This is a genomic window from Reyranella sp. (genome assembly GCF_044224635.1).
GTDB lineage: Bacteria > Pseudomonadota > Alphaproteobacteria > Reyranellales > Reyranellaceae > Reyranella.
Genome location: NZ_JBGAKA010000058.1, coordinates 39,495 through 55,368 on the forward strand (window position 1 = coordinate 39,495; position 15,874 = coordinate 55,368).

Consider the following 15,874-nt stretch of genomic DNA (forward strand, 5'->3'; position numbering starts at 1 on the left):
TGCCCGACCACGCCTTTCTCCGATGCGCCACGCGCTGACGCGCGCCGCGGCCCGCTTGCCGCTGCTGCTCGCGGTCATGGCGGCAGTGGCCTTCCTGGCGTTCGGCGGCATGCGCTACGTCTCGCTCGGCACGCTGGCCGAGAATGCGCGGTGGCTGCGCCAGACCGCGGATGATTGGGGCCTGGCAGCGCCGCTCATGTTCATCGCGGTCAACGCGGCACTCCTCATGCTGCTGGTCTTTCCGGCGTGGTTCTGCGCGATCATGGGCGGCCTGCTGTTCGGCCGCTGGCTTGGTCTTGCCTGCGCACTGGTCGGCACGACGCTCGGCGCCTCCGGCGTCTTTCTCGTCGCACGTGCCGGGCTGGACGGACTTGCCGAGCGCGCCGGGCCGCGCGCCGCGCGGATCGCCCAAGGCTTTCGCAGCAATGCGCTGAGCTACCTCGTGTTCCTGCGCCTCGTGCCGCTGATCCCCTTCACGGTCGTCAACGTCGCCGCCGCCTTGGCGCGCCTGCGGCTCGGGACATTGATGCTCGGCACCTTGATCGGGATCGTGCCGAGCGCGCTCATCTACGCGAGCCTCGGCGACCTGCTGATGGATCTGGCGCGGCGCGGCCAGATTCCCGATTCGAACCTGCTGTACGAGCCGCGCTTCCTGTTGCCGCTGCTCGGCCTTGCCGTGCTGGCGCTGCTGCCGATCGCTGTCGAGCGCTGGCGGCGACGGCGTTGAATGGCGAGGGCGCGCCCGGAACTCCGGGCGCTCCTTCGCGCGATTGCCTATCGCGAGGCCATCTTCAGGTGCTCCAGCACTGCGTCGATCACCGATTTCGCGTCGGCCAGGTTGGTCATGGTGAAGCTGTAGTCGCCCACCTCGATCCGGCCCTGGCGGCCGCGGTAGAGCGCCTTCAGCATGTCCTTGCTGCAGCCGTCGACCTCCAGGATACCCTTGTCGTTGGCGACCGCGGTGCCCTTGTAGGTCTCGCCATCGATCTTCACCGACATCTCGGCCCGTTGACCGGCCTTCAGCCGCCAGTCGGGGTGCATCAGCATCAGGCCGAACTTGCCTTCCGGGTAGGTCACGATGGCGAACTTCGAGCCATTGGCGAATTCGTCGATGATCATCGCCCCCTCGCCGACCAGCACCGCGCTCCAGCTGCCGCGCTTGGCGATCAGCTTGGACTGGGTCGAGGCCGGAGTCGGAGCCGGGGCCGGGGTCGCCTGGGCGCTCGGACGCGTCGACGTGCGGCATTCACCGAAGTAGCAGACCTGGCCCGGCGCGGCCGAGGCTGGGGCGGTCATTCCGGCCAGCGCTCCGGCCAGACCGAAGGCGACCAGGGCGGAAATCGCGACGCGAGACAGCTTGACCATGGATTTCTCCGTCAGAGGGCGGCAGCCGCACCGTGCGGCGCCGCATACCCCTCGGACGGTCGGGGTCCCGGAGATTGACAGGCGGGACGGAAGATTTTTGCCGGAAGGGCAGGATTGGGGTTTTTCCCTGTTCCTGCCGGTGGACGTACTCCTGCTTGCACCGCAAGCATCGGACCGAGGACAACAGGGATCAGATCAGGCACCCGCATCCGCCGGCTCGGCGGCCGGCATCGGCACCGCTGGCGTGGCCGCAGGAGACGTCGGGACCGTCAGCAGCACGTCGGTGTTCAGCGGGATGAAGCGGTCGGCCGCCTCGCGCAGGCGGCGGGCCGTGCAGACCGGCCAGCTCCACACCTCGACCTTGCAGCCGCGCGCCTTGAGGTAATGCAGCAGCGGCTCGTAGTCGCCGTCGCCGCCGACCAGGGCGATGACGTCGACTTTTCCCGCCAGCGCGATGGCATCGACCGTCAGCCAGCAATCGACATTCTTGGGCGGCGTCTTGACCTCGACACCGAGCCGCCGTTCGAGGAAGTGCTGCAGCTTGGGCGGAAACTGGTATTGCGCGGCGGAGGATTCCGGCCGATAGAGGATGGCGCGCACCAGCTCGCGGTCGTTGATGACGTCGAGCAGCTTTGCATAGTCGACCCGGCGGCCGAAATTGTTGGTCGCGGTGATCGAGACGTTATCGTCGTCGATCAGCACGGCGATCCGCTGGGCTGCGAGCTTGCGCATCGTCGAAGCAGAAGAGGCAGCGACGCAACTCGATGCGTCCATGACAGGCTCCTTTCGTTAGAGACCTGCCCTGGGGACGAACCAACGACCCGATTTTGACAGGGCTCGCCGCGGCAGCCGTACGTCGACCAACCTAAAGACCGCCCTTCGTGGACGTGCCGGTCTTCATCCTCTTCCGGACCGCACGCGTCGCGCTCGCGCAGACGAAAGAGGGGGCGAGACGCGCGCGGTCCGGAAGAGGATGATTCGAGCTAGGCCGGCGCGGCGGAACCCGCGCCCTGGATCGATTGCAGGATGCGAAGGCAGCCGCCGCGGGCATGCAGCCGCTCGGCCTGGTCGTTGCCGGCGGCGGCGAACCTGGCGAGGACGCGGCACACCTTCACGCGCGCCCACGCCCGCATGCGGTAGGCGTTCTGGCCGAACCTCTCGCGCAGCTCATTGGGCTCCCATTCGGCCAGCAGCAGCACGACGACGTGCCGGTACTTGTCGTCGAATTCCTTCAGCAGCGCACGCACCAGCTCGCGCGCATCGAGGTTGTCGACCATCGCGTTCTCGATGTGGTTGTCCATCGGACGGCTGCCGCCGGCATAGCGCCGGCCGCCAGCCGACCCGCCGCCGCTCTCGGCATCGTCGGTATGGTCGGGCTCGTCCCGCTGGAGACTGTCGCCGTCGTTTCTGTCGTCGGTCGTGCGGCGGCTGACGCTGCCACTCTCCATCGCCACAAAATCCGCGTCGAGCTCGACCATCTTCAGGACGTTGCTGCGGCGCAGGACGGTGATCAGCTCGTTGCGGATCACTTGGTGCAGCAAGGCTTCCGGCGTGTTGACCGTCTTGCCGGCATAGGTCCTGAGCGTCTTCTCGAAGGCGGTCTGCACGGCATCGGCGACTTCGGCCGGCGGGAGCCGGTAACGCCGGCTGTACAGGGACACCACCCGCTCGAACGCGCCCTTTTCGGCCAGCTTCGCGAGCGCCGCGTCCAGGGTCCGGTCGGACCGACTCATCCCTAATCCTCCTCGACCGCTCGCGTTGCGCCGAATCGGAGCATGACGGCCGGTCGCCTGTCAATTTTCCCGCCCTGCATCGTCAGGACGACAGGGGCCCAGCGCCCCGTCTCCTCACCTCATGCCAAGGGGCATCACGATGCATCGTTCATGGAATGGGCTCGGCCATTGGGCCGACAAGCGCCTGCCCGGGCTCCTGCTTCTCGCCTTCCTCGTCCTCATGTCGCAGCTCGACTCGGCCCGGGCGACCGACATCGAGCTCGCGCCGGCATCGGCCGACGCGAGCCTGTCGCTCGCGGTGCTGGGCTTCGCCTGCGCCGCGCCGCTGCCGGTCCTCGCCGCGCTGCTCTACGGCCTGCGCCGGGCGCGCCAGTCGCGCGCCGACCGCCCTGTCAATTTGTCCGCCCCCGAACGTCAAGCTCCCAGGAACACAACGGAGCACCGAACCATGAGACTTGGTGAACACCTGGCGGCAACGCTGCTGCTCGGCGGGACTGCATACCTCTCGCATGCCGTCGATCCTGCCTGCTGCCATGGCCTCGCCCGCCGTGCCGAGGTGCCGGCGGCACTGGCCCTGTTCGGCCGCGCCGGCGAGCGCGTCCGCGCCAGCCTGGCGCGGGGAGGCGACCATGCGCCTGCGTGACATCGTTCGCCTTTCTTTCGCCGGGCTGATCGCGGGCGGCGCCTTGCCGCACTACGCTCGAGCGCAACGCAACGGACCATCCGTCGACAACGACGTCCGGTCGAACCGGCGAAAGGTCGTCCACCCCGCCGTGCCGGCGCTTGGCCTCTATGCCGACGTCGTCGCCTGGCGGCAGGCGGTGGATTTCATCCGCGCCTTCACCGCCGCCGCCACGGCGCCGCGGGCGCAATGGCAGATCCCCGCCTGGAGCGGCTCGTTCGGCGACATGCCGGCCGACGATCTGCTGCACCATCTCGGCGCCGGACTCGCCGGCTGCGGCCTGCGGCCGCTGGCCTCGACGGCACCGTCGCACATGGCCTGCTTCGAGGCGGTCGATTCGCCGATGGTCTCCAACCTGCCGGCGCCGTACGGGCGCTGGCTGGAGGTTCAGGAGCAGCGCTCGTGCTGGAAGGAAAGGATCGACCTGCGCCTGGTCGTCTGCATCAGGGCGCGCTTCGTCTCGCGTCCCGACGGACGGGTCGACGCGCTTGCCGACATCGCCCTGTCCGGCCCCGCCATCGAACTGATGCAGGAGCTGGGCACGGTGCTCGACCGCGCGCCGGCGCCACTGGCGCTGGCGCGCTGGCTGCCGCGGCCTACGCCGAAGCTGGTCGAGCCGCGATTGGCGAGGCTTTGAGGGGAAGCATTCATCGCTGGGGCCGCGCGACTCCAGTCGCGCGCTCTTTGTCGAACATCCAGATGGCGCGCCACTGTCGGCAGAGATTACTCCGCCTTGGATGGCGCGCCCCCGGCAGCGAAGCATGATAGGGTTCTTGGTCAGGGAGTCTGATATGGCAGGCGAACAACGGCGCTTCGGCGACCTCCTCCTGGAGGTGCTGGACGAGATGAGCGACCCGGCAGGTCTGCCTGCCGCCGAGCTCGACGCGCGCGTGGCGGAGCTGCAGCGGCGGCTTGCCCGGGTGCGCCAGGAAATCGACGCCGAGGACGCGGCGACGCCCGCGCTCTTGAGCGAGCAGGACGTGATCGCCTTCGTCGAGCAGGGCAAGCGGCTGACGCACGACCAGCAGCGCCAGCTCTTCATCGATCCCGCCCTGCGCGCGCTGTTCCGCGACCTCAAGCGGCGCAACGCGGTGACGCTGCCGGCCGCCGCCGGCCAGGCGAGCGGCCCGCGCTTCGCCGAGATGCCGGCGCTGATCGCGGCGGCGACCGAGCAGGGGCCGGATTTCGAGCGGCCGTTCGCCGGCGGCACCTTGCGCATCAATCCGGTCGGCATCGACGAGCAGGTCTATGTCGTCTTCAGCTTCGACGATCCGTCCATCGTCAGCCGGGTCCTGTTCGTCGAGCGGGCGCGCGACTCGCGCATCGAGCGGCTCGACCTGCCGCCACCCGACGACGGCGAGATCGTGCTGATCAAGGATCTCGCCCTGGCCGGGGACGCCGACCTCGTCGACCTGCTGCGCGACCTCACGACGTCCGGCGACTTCCAGAGGTAGCCGCCCGTGACCACGCAGGTTCGCGTGTCGATCGCCACCACGTCAGGGGCGATCGCCATCGAACGGATCGCGCCGCTCGGCTTGCGCAAGTCGCGGGTCTTCACCTGGCGCGGCCTCGCGCCGCTGCCGGCGATCTCGGCCAGCTACGACGAGTTCGTGCGCAAGCGCGTCACCCGCATCCTTCCGTCGGGCGACACCGGCCCGTTCCGCATCGATCTCTCGCAGGAGATCGACACCGGCGACAGCTGGCAGCTCGCGGTGCTGGCAGCGCACGCGCTGCACCGCGCCGAGCGGCTCGCTGGCCGCGAGTCCGACGACGCCGACACCTGGCTGTTCGCCACCGGCACCGTCGATTTCGAGATGGCGGCGGGCGAGGTGGGCTATGTCGAGGACAAGCTCCGCCTGCTGCTCCGCGACGAACGGCTGAACGCCGTCGTCGCCAGCGGCAAGCGCGTTGTCGTCGCCATGCCGGAGGCCAACGCAGCCGATGCCCGCGCCGAGCAGGAGCAGTTGCGCCGGCTCGGCGCCGAGGTCCTGGCCGTAAGGCAGGTCGAGGACCTGCTGCGCACCCTCGACCTCAACATCAAGCCCAGCGGCGCCGATCCCGACGACGCCTGGGAAGGTTCGCCGTTCCGTGGCCTCGAAGTCTTCGACGTCCGCCATCGCAAGATCTTCTGGGGCCGTGGCAAGGCGCGCGAGGAAGCGCTGCAGGTGCTGCGGCGACAGGATCTCTACGGCTGCAGCTTCCTGCTGATTCACGGCAGCAGCGGCGTCGGCAAATCCTCGCTGGCGCGCGCCGGCCTGCTCGGCGACCTCGAGCAGATGGCGAGCGCCAACGACCGCTGGCGCAGCGCCGTGGTCGTGCCGAGCCGGGGCATGCGCACGCCGATCGCCGCGCTCGCCGAGGCGCTGGCGTCGGCGGTGCCCGAGCTCGCGGCGCAGCCGGCCGAGCTGGCAGCCCGCCTGCTGGCCAATCCCGCCGAGGCGACGGTGGCGATTGCCGCTGCCCTGGCGAGCGCCGAAGCGGGCGGGCGCCTGCGGGTGGCGCTGCTGGTCGACCAGCTCGAGGAGCTGCTGCTGTGGACGCGCGAGCAGCAGACCGGCCAGGCGGCCGGCGAGCGCGAGGCGTTCGCCGAGACGCTGTCGCGGCTGGCGCGCTCACGGCTGGTCTGGGTGGTCGCGACCTTGCGCTCCGATCTCATGGCCCTGCTCGAGGACAGCCCGGTGCTGTCCGACCTAGCGCGCAACGAACGGCTCTATCGTCTCGAACGGCCGCGGCCCGGCGCGCTCGCCGAGATCATCCGCCGGCCGGCTGAGCTCGCCGGCCTGAGCTTCGTCGGCCACGACAAGGACAACCTGCCGCTAGTCGACGTCCTGACCGATGCGGCCAAGCGCCAGCAGGATTGCCTGCCGCTGCTGCAATTCACCCTGAAGCTCTTGTACGACGACAAGGAGCGGCGGCCCGGCACGATCAGCTACCAGCAGTACGAAAGCGCCGGCGGGCTGGAGAACGCCATCGGCACCTGGGCCGACCGCACGATCGGCGCGCTGGGCGCCGATCCCGAGACCGAGCGGGCGGTCGACGACGTGATCTTCAATCTGGCGCGGCGCGGCCGCGAGACCGAAATCGTCGTCGGCGCCGAGCTGCTGCTCGACGAGGGATTTCTCACGCCGGCACGCGAGCGGGTGATCCAGGCGCTCGACCAGGCGCGCCTGATCGTGCTCGACGCCAGCCCGCAGACGCAACGCCGCACGGCGCGGGTGGCACACGAAGCGCTTCTCAACCACTGGCGGCGCGCCCGCAGCCTGTTCGAGACGCACAGCGCCAAGCTCCTGCTCAAGGACGATCTCGAGCACGACGCGCTGCGGTGGCGCGAGCAGGAGAAGGACGACGACTTCCTCATCCTGAGCGCGACTCACCTGGTCGACGCCGAGCAGTTGATGGCCGACAGCCGCGTCGCACTTTCCGCGCGCGCCCGCGACTACATCAAGGAGTCGCTGGCCCATCACCGCAGCCTGGTCGAGAGCGTGAAGGCGCGGCTGGCGCGTGACGAGCAGAAGATCGCCAGCCTGATCGGCGACAGTGCCTACGGCGAGGCCGCGATCGAGCTCGATCGCGTCGTCGACTACCTGGCCGACCAGATGGATGCCGACCTGCGCGACCGCCTTGCCCAGAACGCGGCGCAGCAGACGCGCCTTCGCACGCTGGCGGCCTACGACAGCCACGCCCGGACGGTGTTTCCGAAAGCCGGGCAGGAGGATTTCGAGCAGGCGCGGCTCGCCTGCGAGGGCGCGCTCGCCGCGCTCGACGTGCTCGGCGACAGCCAGGGGTGGGGCAGGCTGCCGGTGCAGGATCTCAGCGCCGAACAGGCCGACGAGCTCAGGCGCGAGATCTACCGTCTGCTGCTGCTCAACAGCGGCCTGCAGCTCGTGCCGGTGATCCGCAACCTGCGCTCCTTGCGCACAGGCGGGGGGCGGCGCCCGGTGCCGGCCTGGCTAGTGCGCCTGCTGTTCAGGCTGGCGCCGCGCTCGCTCATCACCTCGCATCTGCAGCGCATCGCCGACTCGCTGCAGATCACCCAGCCGGCGGAAAACAAGGAGCTCGTGCTGGCCTTCGAGCGCTGTCGCGCAGCGCTGCGCGCAGTGCGCCGCGTCGAGGAGGCGATCGGCGGTCCGGACAGCGAACGCTCGCGCACCAGCCTGCTGGTGGAACGCATCGTCGAGATGTTTTCATCCCTCCTGCCGGGCGCGCGCATCGACGTGGCGACGGTGCTGGCCTTCACCGCGCCGGCGAGGTTCGCAGAGCCGATCAACGCCGCCGACTATTTTTACATCGCCCTGTTCAACTACTTCGTCGCCAAGCGGCGCAACGACGGCAGCTTTGCCGCGGCCATCTCGCTGTTGCAGGGCAACTTCCCGCAGCTTGACGCCAAAGCGCCGCTGACCACGGCCGAACGCCTGCTGCGCATGGCGATCGCGCTCGAGTCGCGCAACTTCTGGCCGCACTGGGTGCTCGGCCGGACGCTGCAGGAGGCCGGCAACCATGCCGCGGCCGAGCTGGCCTTCAACACCGCCATCGCGCTCGAGCCGCATTATGCCCGCGGCTACGAGCAGCGCGCCCTGTCGCTCGCCCGGCAATGGACGGCGACGCGGGACGACCGGTTGCGCGAGCGCGCGCGCGCCGATTCACGGCTGGCCGGCCGCTACGCCGCGGGCGATCCCTCGATCTACTGGCCGCGCGGCGAGCTGTTCGACGAGCTCGGCGAGACTCGCGAGGCGCTCGACGCCTATTGCCTGTGGCTCGAGCTGGAAGAGGACGTACTGGCCACCGTGGCGCGCGGCGCCGGCGTGACGCGGCTGTTCCGGCGCGCGACCGACATGCTGGGAAGCCGGCAGGCGGAGGCGCTGCAGGCCGATACCCAGGCGCTGCTGGCGCTGCTTCATTGGACGTGGAAAGACCATGCTGCCGCGTTGCAGGCAGCGGACGCAGCCCTCGCAATCGCGCCGGCGCATGTCCATGCGCTGGGGGCCAAGGGCGCAGCGCTGCGCGCGACGGGCAAGTTCCGCGAGGCTCTCGCTGACGGGCTCGAGCCGGCGCGGGCGGCGGACCCGCGAAACTTCTGGGTCCTGCTCAATCGCGCCCAGGCGCTCCAGGATCTGGGGGCGGACGACGCGGCCGAGGCCGCTTGGCGGGAGCTGCTGGCCCGCGCCGGCGAGAAGACGCACGATCATTGCCCGACGTGGATTCGAGAGCGTGCGAAAGCCGGCCTGGTGCGCGTACCAGCAGAGCATCGCGCACAGCCGCAGGCCGCCTGATCGAGCCGACCATGACGGCTGATCATGCACTGACGGCGTTTCAGCGGGCCCTGCAACTCGGCCGTATCTATGCCAAGCGGCCGCGCCGGCCGCTCGCCGGCATCGCGCCTGGCCGTCCTGTGCGCATCCTGTCCTGGAACATCGGACGCGGCCTCGCGCCGGAACGGATCGCCGACACGATCCATGACCTGCAGCCGGACATCGCCTGCCTGCAGGAGGTCGATTGGGGCAATCGGCGCAGCGGCGGGCGCGACGTGCTGCAGGTTCTGGTCGAGCGCAGCGGCATGCTGGGGCTTTACGGCATCGAGTTCCTGGAAGTGCCGGCCCCCGGCCGCCCGCGACGCCTGGCGGGCGGCGGCGCCACGGGAAATGCGCTGCTCTGCCGGCTCGAGCCGCGGGCATGCTTTCGCATCGAGCCGCCGGCAGAGCTCGACTGGGAGCACGGTGCCGAGGACAGAAAGCTGCCGCCGCGCGTGCGCGCCCGAGTCAAGCGCGAGCGGCGCATCGGCCGCCGCTTCGCGCTCGCCGCCGAATTCGACGTCGCCGGCGCCCGGTTCGTCGTCGCGTCGGTGCATTTCGAGGACAAGCTCGGCGGCACGCGCGGACGCTTCCGGCAGTTCCGGTCGACCGTCGAGGCGATCGATGCGCGGCGCGGCAGCAGCGATGCTGCCGTGGTGGTGGCGGGTGACTTCAATACCTTCGACTCGACCGTGGCGCGGCTGGTGACGCCGGACACCGACGCCACCGCGCTCGGCCGGCCCAAGGGCACAAGCGAGGCGGCGTGGTGGAAGCGCGCACTGCTGCCCCCGACCGGCTTCGCCGATCCCTTCCCCGTCGCCGCCTGGACCTTCCGGGTCCCGGCGGTGTTCCGCGCCAAGCTCGACTGGATCACGGTGAGGAGCGGCCGCGTGCACGACTGCGGCAGCGGCCCGTTCTCCTCCTCCGACCACCGCCCGATCTGGGCGGATGTGGAAAGTCTTACGAATTGCGCCTGATCAGCTCGAAGCCGGCCTTGGCGGCGGCGGCGATGTCGGCGCCGCCCTGCGAGCCGAACTTGAAGCCGGCGGCCAGGGCGCCGACGCGCTCGTCGGGCGTGCCGTGGTGCTGGCGCGAGTTGAAGGCGGTGTCCCCCAGCGCGTGGAGGATGCCGCCGACCTCCCGGAGGTCGAGCTGGCGATGCTCCGCCTTGCGCAGCGCGAGGTAGTAGCCGGCCAGGAAGTCGGCATGCAGCTCGTGCGGCCGGTTGGTCCGCGAGTCGAGCCGGTTGAGGGGCTCCTCGTAGCCGGCATACATCTGGTAGATGTGGCCGAACTCGTGGGCGCACACGGCGATCACGGTGATGCCGCCGTCGCTGGTGCGCGCCATCAGCTTGCCGAACAGCTTCATGCCCATCAGCACCGTACCCGGACCGTTGCCGAGCAGCGTCTCGCGGATGGCGACCGCGTTCTCGCCCTTGCTGTCGTCGAAGAAGGCGAAACCGGGGCTGACCTTGAAGGTGCCCGACAGGCGGCTGAGCGCGCTGCCCAGGAAGCGGTCGGTCTCGGCATCGCCCGAGCTGGTCGCGATCTTGACGTAGTTGCCGTTGGCAGCTCCGCCATTCACGCCGAGGACTGGCCGATTTGGCTGGCAGAGCGGGCAGGCGCTGATCGATCCGGCCGGATGGGCCGAGGCGCCGGCGGCGAGGGCGACCGGCAGGGTGGCGGCGACAAGGCCGGCACCGAGCAGCGACCGGCGATTCAACATCTTCATGGTGGTCTCTCCATCACACGGGTATTCGATACAGGGATGACGCGGCGCGGCCGCCGGATTGACAGGCGCGCCCCGGAAAAAGCGGAGCGCGCCTTTCGGCGCGCCCCGTTTCGAGCATTCCGGCTTACCGCGAGGCCTTCAGATGGGCGGCCGCGTCGTCGATGACCGCTGCGGCATCGGCAAGGTTGGTCATGTCGAAGCTGTAGTCGCCGACCTCGATCCGGCCCTTGCGGCCGCGATACAGCGCCTTCAGCAGGTCCTTGCTGGCGTCCTCGACTTCCAGCACGCCCTTGTCGTTGGCCACCGCCGTGCCTTTGAAGGTCTCGCCATCGATGCGGACCGACATCGCGGCCCGTTGCCCGGCCTTCAGGCGCCACTCGGGGTGGCTGAGCAGCAAGGCAATCTTGCCTTCGGGATAGGCCAGGATGGCGAACCGGGCGCCATTGGCGAACTCGTCGACGATCATCGCCGCCTTGCCGAGGATCATGGCGCTCCAGCTGCCGCGCTGGGAAACCATACGCGGCTTGGACCCGGTCTGGCTCTCGCCGCGGCATTCGCCGAAATAGCAGACCCGGTCGGACGCCGCCGCTGTTCCGACCCACGGGCCGGTCCACGGACCGACCAGCGCCCCGGCCAGACCGAACGCGAAAAGGGCGGAAACCGCCTTACGATACCGCTTGACCATGGATGTCTCCGTAACAGGCACGGCCGCCGCACCACGCGGCCGCCGCATGCCCTCCTGACGGAGCACCCCGGCTGGTTTGACAGGGCGGCGAAACATTCTTTGCCTGCCCAATTCACGGCAGAACGAAGGGGTCGGGTCTCATGCTGGGCGCGCGACTCCAGCGGCGCGGTCTTCGTCGCGCCCGGGAATGACGCGCCACTGGAGTGGCGCGCCCCCAGCGACGAGGCCTATGCCCGGCCGTAGACCGGGATCAGCGCGCCGGAGTTGATCGGGTCGGCGAGCCCGATTTGCGCCACGATCAGCTCGGCGATGGCCGCGGGCTTCACCCACAGGCTGTGATCGGCCTTGGGCATGTCCCTGCGGTTGGTCGGCGTGTCGATGGTCGAGGGCGCGAGCGCGATGACCGAGATGTTCTCGCCCTTGAGTTCCTCGGCGAGCGCCACGGTGAAGGCGGCGACGGCCGCCTTGGACGCGGTGTAGGCGGTCATGTTGGCGCCCTGGCGCGGATTGAGCGCGGGCCGGGCCGAGATGTTGACGAGATGCCCGCCCTGCCCGGCCTTGCGGAAATTCGCCACTGCCGCGCGGCAGCTCGATGCACAGGAGATCAGGTTCATCGAGATCTGCTGCTGCAGGACCTTGGCCGGACTGTCGGCGATCGGCGCCCAGGCGAAGCCGCCGGCGATATTCACCGCGGCCTTGATCGGCGGCAGCTTGTCATAGAAAGCCGAGACGGACGCCTCGTCCGAGAGATCGATGTTGGCGCTGACCGAGACCTTGCCGGCCGGAAAGCGGTCGGCCGGCACGGACTGCTCGATCGCCGGCACGTGGCAATGGGCGCCCGCCTCGACCAGCGCGTTCACCACGGCGACGCCCAGCGCGCCGGTGCCGCCGGTGACCACGACGTGGCAATCCTTCAAGCTCTGCATGTCATTTCCTCGGGCCTTCGAGTTGGGTTGCCGGGCACTCAGCCCTCGATGCGCAGCGAATTCAGGAAGCGATCGATCACCGGGTTGTCCTGTTCATCGTTGCGTGCCAGCACGATCTGCACATAGAGCCGCGGCACCGTGGCATAGGCCCGGATGATCAGGACTCCGGTGTTCTTCTGCACGGACAGGATGGCTGCCAGGCCGCGCGCCGTGCCCAGCCATACGTCCTCGCGCTGGAGATAGGTCGATCCCGGCCAGCGCTCTTTCGCGGCATCGATGGCGCGCAGCAGATGGTCTTCCTGGAGCGACGGATCGAGCGGACTCTCGTTCTTGAGGTCGATCACGGCGAACTCGAGGCCAAATCCGCTTGGAAACGCAATTCGATATTGCGTCGTCATCCCGGCCGTCTGCATGCCCGAGGTGACTTTGAATCCTTTGGGCATCTGCAGGCGGAACTGGCCCTCGCTGCTGACGATGTCTTCCCATTCGACCCCCTGAGCCTGCAGCGCCCCCGGCATCGACACCAGGGCCAGACTTGAAAGTCCAAGCGCAAACGAACGCCGCCGCATGCCAGTCTCCTTCCGAACTCTTCCAGCAGGAGCATGCGGGATGGCCGCCTTCCACTCAATGCCGGGAATGACGCATCCTTGCCGCCGTCAGCCCGACGGCTTGCGGCCGACACGATTGAGCCGGTGCGACCACCGCGCCGGCCAAAATGCCAGCACGAACACGACCAGAGCGATCAGCAGGATGCCGACGACGCCCTGCACGATGCCGAAGTGCGGTGAATCGGTCGCGACGAACCATTGGGCAATCACACTCGCCACGACCAGGATCAGGCGAACAAGCCAGCTGAACATCGCGTCTCTCCTGCCCGATGCTAGGCTTTGCGACGGCGCCCGCGCAACACGGACGCTGACCCCGGGCTGGCTGGCATGGCGGCGCCGGGCCTGACACAGTGACGGGCATGAGCCCTGCGCGACGAGTCATCATCTGCGGCGGCGGCGCCATCGGCACGGCGATCGCCTTCTTCCTGAGCCGGCGCGGCGCGCAACCGATCGTCATCGAGCGTCACGAGGTCGCCGGGTCTGCGTCCGGCAAGTCGGGCGGCTTCCTGGCTCTCGACTGGTGCCGCGGCACGGCACTCGATCGGCTGGCGCGCCGCAGCTTCGCGCTGCACGCCGCGCTCGCCGAGGAGCTCGGCAACCCTTGGGGTTATCGCCGCCTCACGACCTACGGCGGCTACGCCCGCGCGGACGACGCCGCGCGCGGGACGGGCGGGCGGCCCTGGCTGTCGGCCGGCGTGACGCTCACGGGCAGGCTCGGCTCGCCGCAGACCACGGCGCTGGTCGAGCCGCACGCCTACACCACAGGCATGATGCGCGCCGCCGAGGCGCAGGGCGCCGCGCTGCGCGCCGGCACGGTGGCCTCGCTGGTGCGCAGCCCCGCGGGCGCCGTTGCCGGCGTCACCCTCGATAGCGGCGAAATCGTCGAAGGCGACGCCGTCGTCATCGCGATGGGACCGTGGTCGATCCTGGCCACGCGCTGGCTGCCGCTGCCCGCTGTGTACGGTTACAAGGGCCACAGCCTCATCTTCGACACCGGTTCCGCCATCCCCGCCGAGGCGCTGTTCCTCGAGTACCGGGACTCGAATGGCGAGGTCCTGACGCCCGAGCTGTTTGCACGCGCCGACGGCACGGCCTGGATCTGCGCGATCTCGAGCACCGCTCCGCTGCCGATCGATCCTGGCGCGGTGGCGCCGGACGATGGCGCACACGGCCGCCTCGAGGCGATAGGCCGGAGCCTTTCGCCGGCCCTCGCGTCAGCGCCGATCCTGGCGCGGCAGGCCTGCTTCCGGCCGGTCACGGAGGATGGCCGGCCGCTGATCGGCGGCGTGCCGGGCCTTCCAGGCGCCTACGTCGCGACCGGCCACAGCGTGTGGGGCATGCTCAATGCGCCGGCAACCGGCGAGGCGATGAGCGAGCTGATCCTCGACGGCGCGGCGCAGCAGGTCGACGTGGCGCCGTTTGCGCCGGCCCGCCTGCCGGCGTTCGACCCGAAGCGCCTCGTCAGCTGACCCAGGCGATCGCATCGCTACCGGTTGCTGGCCGACTCCGAGCCGCGATTGCTGCAACGGCTGGCCCGGTTCGCCGGCGGTTCACCGTCGCCGGCGCGCGGGCCGTCATGGCGGAGGAGCGCACGTCAGATCTGGCCATGCACGAGATGATCATCGGGCTGGCGAGCACTTTGGTGCAGACCCCATCTTCTCAAGATCAAGGGCGATCTGCTGGCATCGAGCGGCGATACGCTCGCAGCCAGGAAGATCTTCATGAACATCCTGCGCGGCGGCGGTCATGGCGCCGACGAGCTGTGGCGCCTCGAAGCCGTGAACGCCCTCGCGCGTCTGCTCATCGTCGAAGGCCAGCCCGAGCCGCGCGATCCGTCCTGGAGGACGAGCTGCACCCGCACGATCTGCAGGATCCCGTGCCGCTTACGCGGGATGCGCAGAACCTGCTTCGCATGCTGTCGTTGCCGAGGATCTCGTCGGAGCGACAATAGACTCTGGCAGCTGCGCCGTCCGAGGCGGCGCGGCAAGATACAACGGCATCGATCTTGCGTTGCCGAGGCAATTCCAGTCTGTGTTCGAAAAGCAGGGGAGAGAGTCGCGTGAGCAGCACAGTCCGGCCCAAGGTTGCCTTCATCGGAACCGGCGGCACCATTTCGTCCCTCGGCATCCATCCGCTCGAGCTGCAGGATTACGGGGTCCACGACAAGCGCATGCATGCCAGCGAGATCGTCGCGCGTTTCCCCGTCGTCGAGGAGATTGCCGAGATCATCCCGGTCGATTTCCGCAACGTGCCGAGCCCCGAGATCTACTTCGCCGAATGGCGCGAGCTGGCGGCGCTGTGCCATCGCGTGGCGGCCGAGCACCCGGACCTGTCCGGCATCGTCATCGGCCACGGCACGGCGACTTTGGAGGAGACCGCCTGGGTCCTGAACCTGGTGCTGAAGGTGCCGGTGCCGGTGGTCGTCATCGGCGCGCAGCGGCCGGCCTCGGGCCTGTCGACCGACGCCGCGATCAACCTGGTGAACGGCGTGCGCACCGCGGCCAGCCCCGACAGCCGCGGGCGCGGCGTGCTGGTGCTGCTGAATGACGAGATCCAGGCGGCGCGCGAGGTCACCAAGACGTCGAACTGGCGCATGCAGACCTTCCGCACGCCCGATTTCGGCATCCTGGGCCACGCCGACGCCGATCGCATCGTCTACTACCGCCGGCCCGAGCGCCGGCACATGCCCGACACCGAGTTCGACATAAGCGGGCTCATCACGCCCCGAACGCAAAAGGTAACTTCCAGTTTGAGCGTGTGATTGAAGGTTGGCGCTGCGGACCAGTGCTTGATATGCGTCGTAAACGGTAATATGTTTATGTCTTATGACGCGGTCGACCCAAGCGCAGAAAGTGG

16 protein-coding genes are annotated in these 15,874 nt (G+C 69.2%); 8 read left to right on the forward strand and 8 right to left on the reverse strand.

Annotation, left to right across the window (positions count from 1 at the left end; translation table 11 throughout):
- The first annotated feature begins 22 nt into the window (after positions 1-22).
- Positions 23-727: a TVP38/TMEM64 family protein gene (locus ACILR9_RS32935; protein ID WP_395714223.1), complete on the forward strand. Its 705-nt coding sequence runs from the start codon at positions 23-25 to the stop codon at positions 725-727.
- 47 nt (positions 728-774) lie between these two features.
- On the opposite strand, the gene ACILR9_RS32940 is transcribed toward ACILR9_RS32935, so the two are convergent.
- The 3 genes from ACILR9_RS32940 to ACILR9_RS32950 all read right to left on the reverse strand — a co-directional run bounded on the left by ACILR9_RS32940 (position 775) and on the right by ACILR9_RS32950 (position 3,098).
- On the reverse strand, positions 775-1,365 hold the full coding sequence (locus ACILR9_RS32940) for a hypothetical protein (protein WP_395714224.1): 591 nt from the start codon (positions 1,363-1,365) through the stop codon (positions 775-777).
- A 195-nt stretch (positions 1,366-1,560) separates the two neighbouring features.
- Entirely contained in the window at positions 1,561-2,139 is a 579-nt protein-coding gene (locus ACILR9_RS32945; protein ID WP_395714225.1) for an NYN domain-containing protein, read from the reverse strand.
- A gap of 209 nt (positions 2,140-2,348) precedes the next feature.
- Entirely contained in the window at positions 2,349-3,098 is a 750-nt protein-coding gene (locus ACILR9_RS32950; protein WP_395714226.1) for a hypothetical protein, read from the reverse strand.
- A gap of 139 nt (positions 3,099-3,237) precedes the next feature.
- On the opposite strand from ACILR9_RS32950, the gene ACILR9_RS32955 reads away from it, so the two are divergent.
- The 5 genes from ACILR9_RS32955 to ACILR9_RS32975 all read left to right on the forward strand — a co-directional run bounded on the left by ACILR9_RS32955 (position 3,238) and on the right by ACILR9_RS32975 (position 10,045).
- Positions 3,238-3,741 (forward strand): hypothetical protein, encoded by a 504-nt coding sequence (locus tag ACILR9_RS32955; protein ID WP_395714227.1) that lies wholly within the window; start codon positions 3,238-3,240, stop codon positions 3,739-3,741.
- The gene (locus ACILR9_RS32960; RefSeq protein ID WP_395714228.1) at positions 3,728-4,417 is read left to right on the forward strand and encodes a hypothetical protein; all 690 of its coding nucleotides are present in this window, start codon (positions 3,728-3,730) and stop codon (positions 4,415-4,417) included. The genes ACILR9_RS32955 and ACILR9_RS32960 overlap by 14 nt, the downstream gene beginning before the upstream one ends.
- Before the next feature lie 154 nt (positions 4,418-4,571).
- Positions 4,572-5,234, forward strand: coding sequence for a hypothetical protein (locus ACILR9_RS32965; RefSeq protein WP_395714229.1), 663 nt, complete (start codon positions 4,572-4,574; stop codon positions 5,232-5,234).
- 6 nt (positions 5,235-5,240) lie between these two features.
- Positions 5,241-9,050 carry a hypothetical protein gene (locus ACILR9_RS32970; protein WP_395714230.1) on the forward strand — a complete coding sequence of 1,270 codons (3,810 nt, stop codon included), beginning with the start codon at positions 5,241-5,243 and terminating at the stop codon, positions 9,048-9,050.
- A gap of 11 nt (positions 9,051-9,061) precedes the next feature.
- Positions 9,062-10,045, forward strand: a complete 984-nt coding sequence (locus ACILR9_RS32975; protein WP_395714231.1) for an endonuclease/exonuclease/phosphatase family protein — start codon at positions 9,062-9,064, stop codon at positions 10,043-10,045.
- Here the strand turns inward: ACILR9_RS32975 and ACILR9_RS32980 are convergent.
- From ACILR9_RS32980 to ACILR9_RS33000, 5 genes are all read right to left on the reverse strand, one after another.
- Complete coding sequence (locus tag ACILR9_RS32980) at positions 10,029-10,799, reverse strand: hypothetical protein (protein ID WP_395714232.1); 771 nt, start codon at positions 10,797-10,799, stop codon at positions 10,029-10,031. The two genes, ACILR9_RS32975 and ACILR9_RS32980, sit on opposite strands and share 17 nt — an antisense overlap.
- Positions 10,800-10,923: 124 nt before the next feature.
- Positions 10,924-11,484 carry a hypothetical protein gene (locus tag ACILR9_RS32985; RefSeq protein WP_395714233.1) on the reverse strand — a complete coding sequence of 187 codons (561 nt, stop codon included), beginning with the start codon at positions 11,482-11,484 and terminating at the stop codon, positions 10,924-10,926.
- A gap of 227 nt (positions 11,485-11,711) precedes the next feature.
- The gene (locus ACILR9_RS32990; RefSeq protein WP_395714234.1) at positions 11,712-12,410 is read right to left on the reverse strand and encodes an SDR family NAD(P)-dependent oxidoreductase; all 699 of its coding nucleotides are present in this window, start codon (positions 12,408-12,410) and stop codon (positions 11,712-11,714) included.
- Between the two features lie 38 nt (positions 12,411-12,448).
- Positions 12,449-12,979 (reverse strand): hypothetical protein, encoded by a 531-nt coding sequence (locus ACILR9_RS32995; protein ID WP_395714235.1) that lies wholly within the window; start codon positions 12,977-12,979, stop codon positions 12,449-12,451.
- An 87-nt stretch (positions 12,980-13,066) separates the two neighbouring features.
- Positions 13,067-13,270, reverse strand: coding sequence for a hypothetical protein (locus ACILR9_RS33000; RefSeq protein WP_395714236.1), 204 nt, complete (start codon positions 13,268-13,270; stop codon positions 13,067-13,069).
- Between the two features lie 107 nt (positions 13,271-13,377).
- Between ACILR9_RS33000 and ACILR9_RS33005 the strand changes: the two genes are divergently transcribed.
- Together ACILR9_RS33005 and ACILR9_RS33010 are read left to right on the forward strand one after the other, a co-directional pair.
- Positions 13,378-14,487 carry an NAD(P)/FAD-dependent oxidoreductase gene (locus tag ACILR9_RS33005; RefSeq protein ID WP_395714237.1) on the forward strand — a complete coding sequence of 370 codons (1,110 nt, stop codon included), beginning with the start codon at positions 13,378-13,380 and terminating at the stop codon, positions 14,485-14,487.
- 590 nt (positions 14,488-15,077) lie between these two features.
- Positions 15,078-15,779 carry an asparaginase domain-containing protein gene (locus tag ACILR9_RS33010; RefSeq protein ID WP_395714238.1) on the forward strand — a complete coding sequence of 234 codons (702 nt, stop codon included), beginning with the start codon at positions 15,078-15,080 and terminating at the stop codon, positions 15,777-15,779.
- Positions 15,780-15,874: the final 95 nt, after the last annotated feature.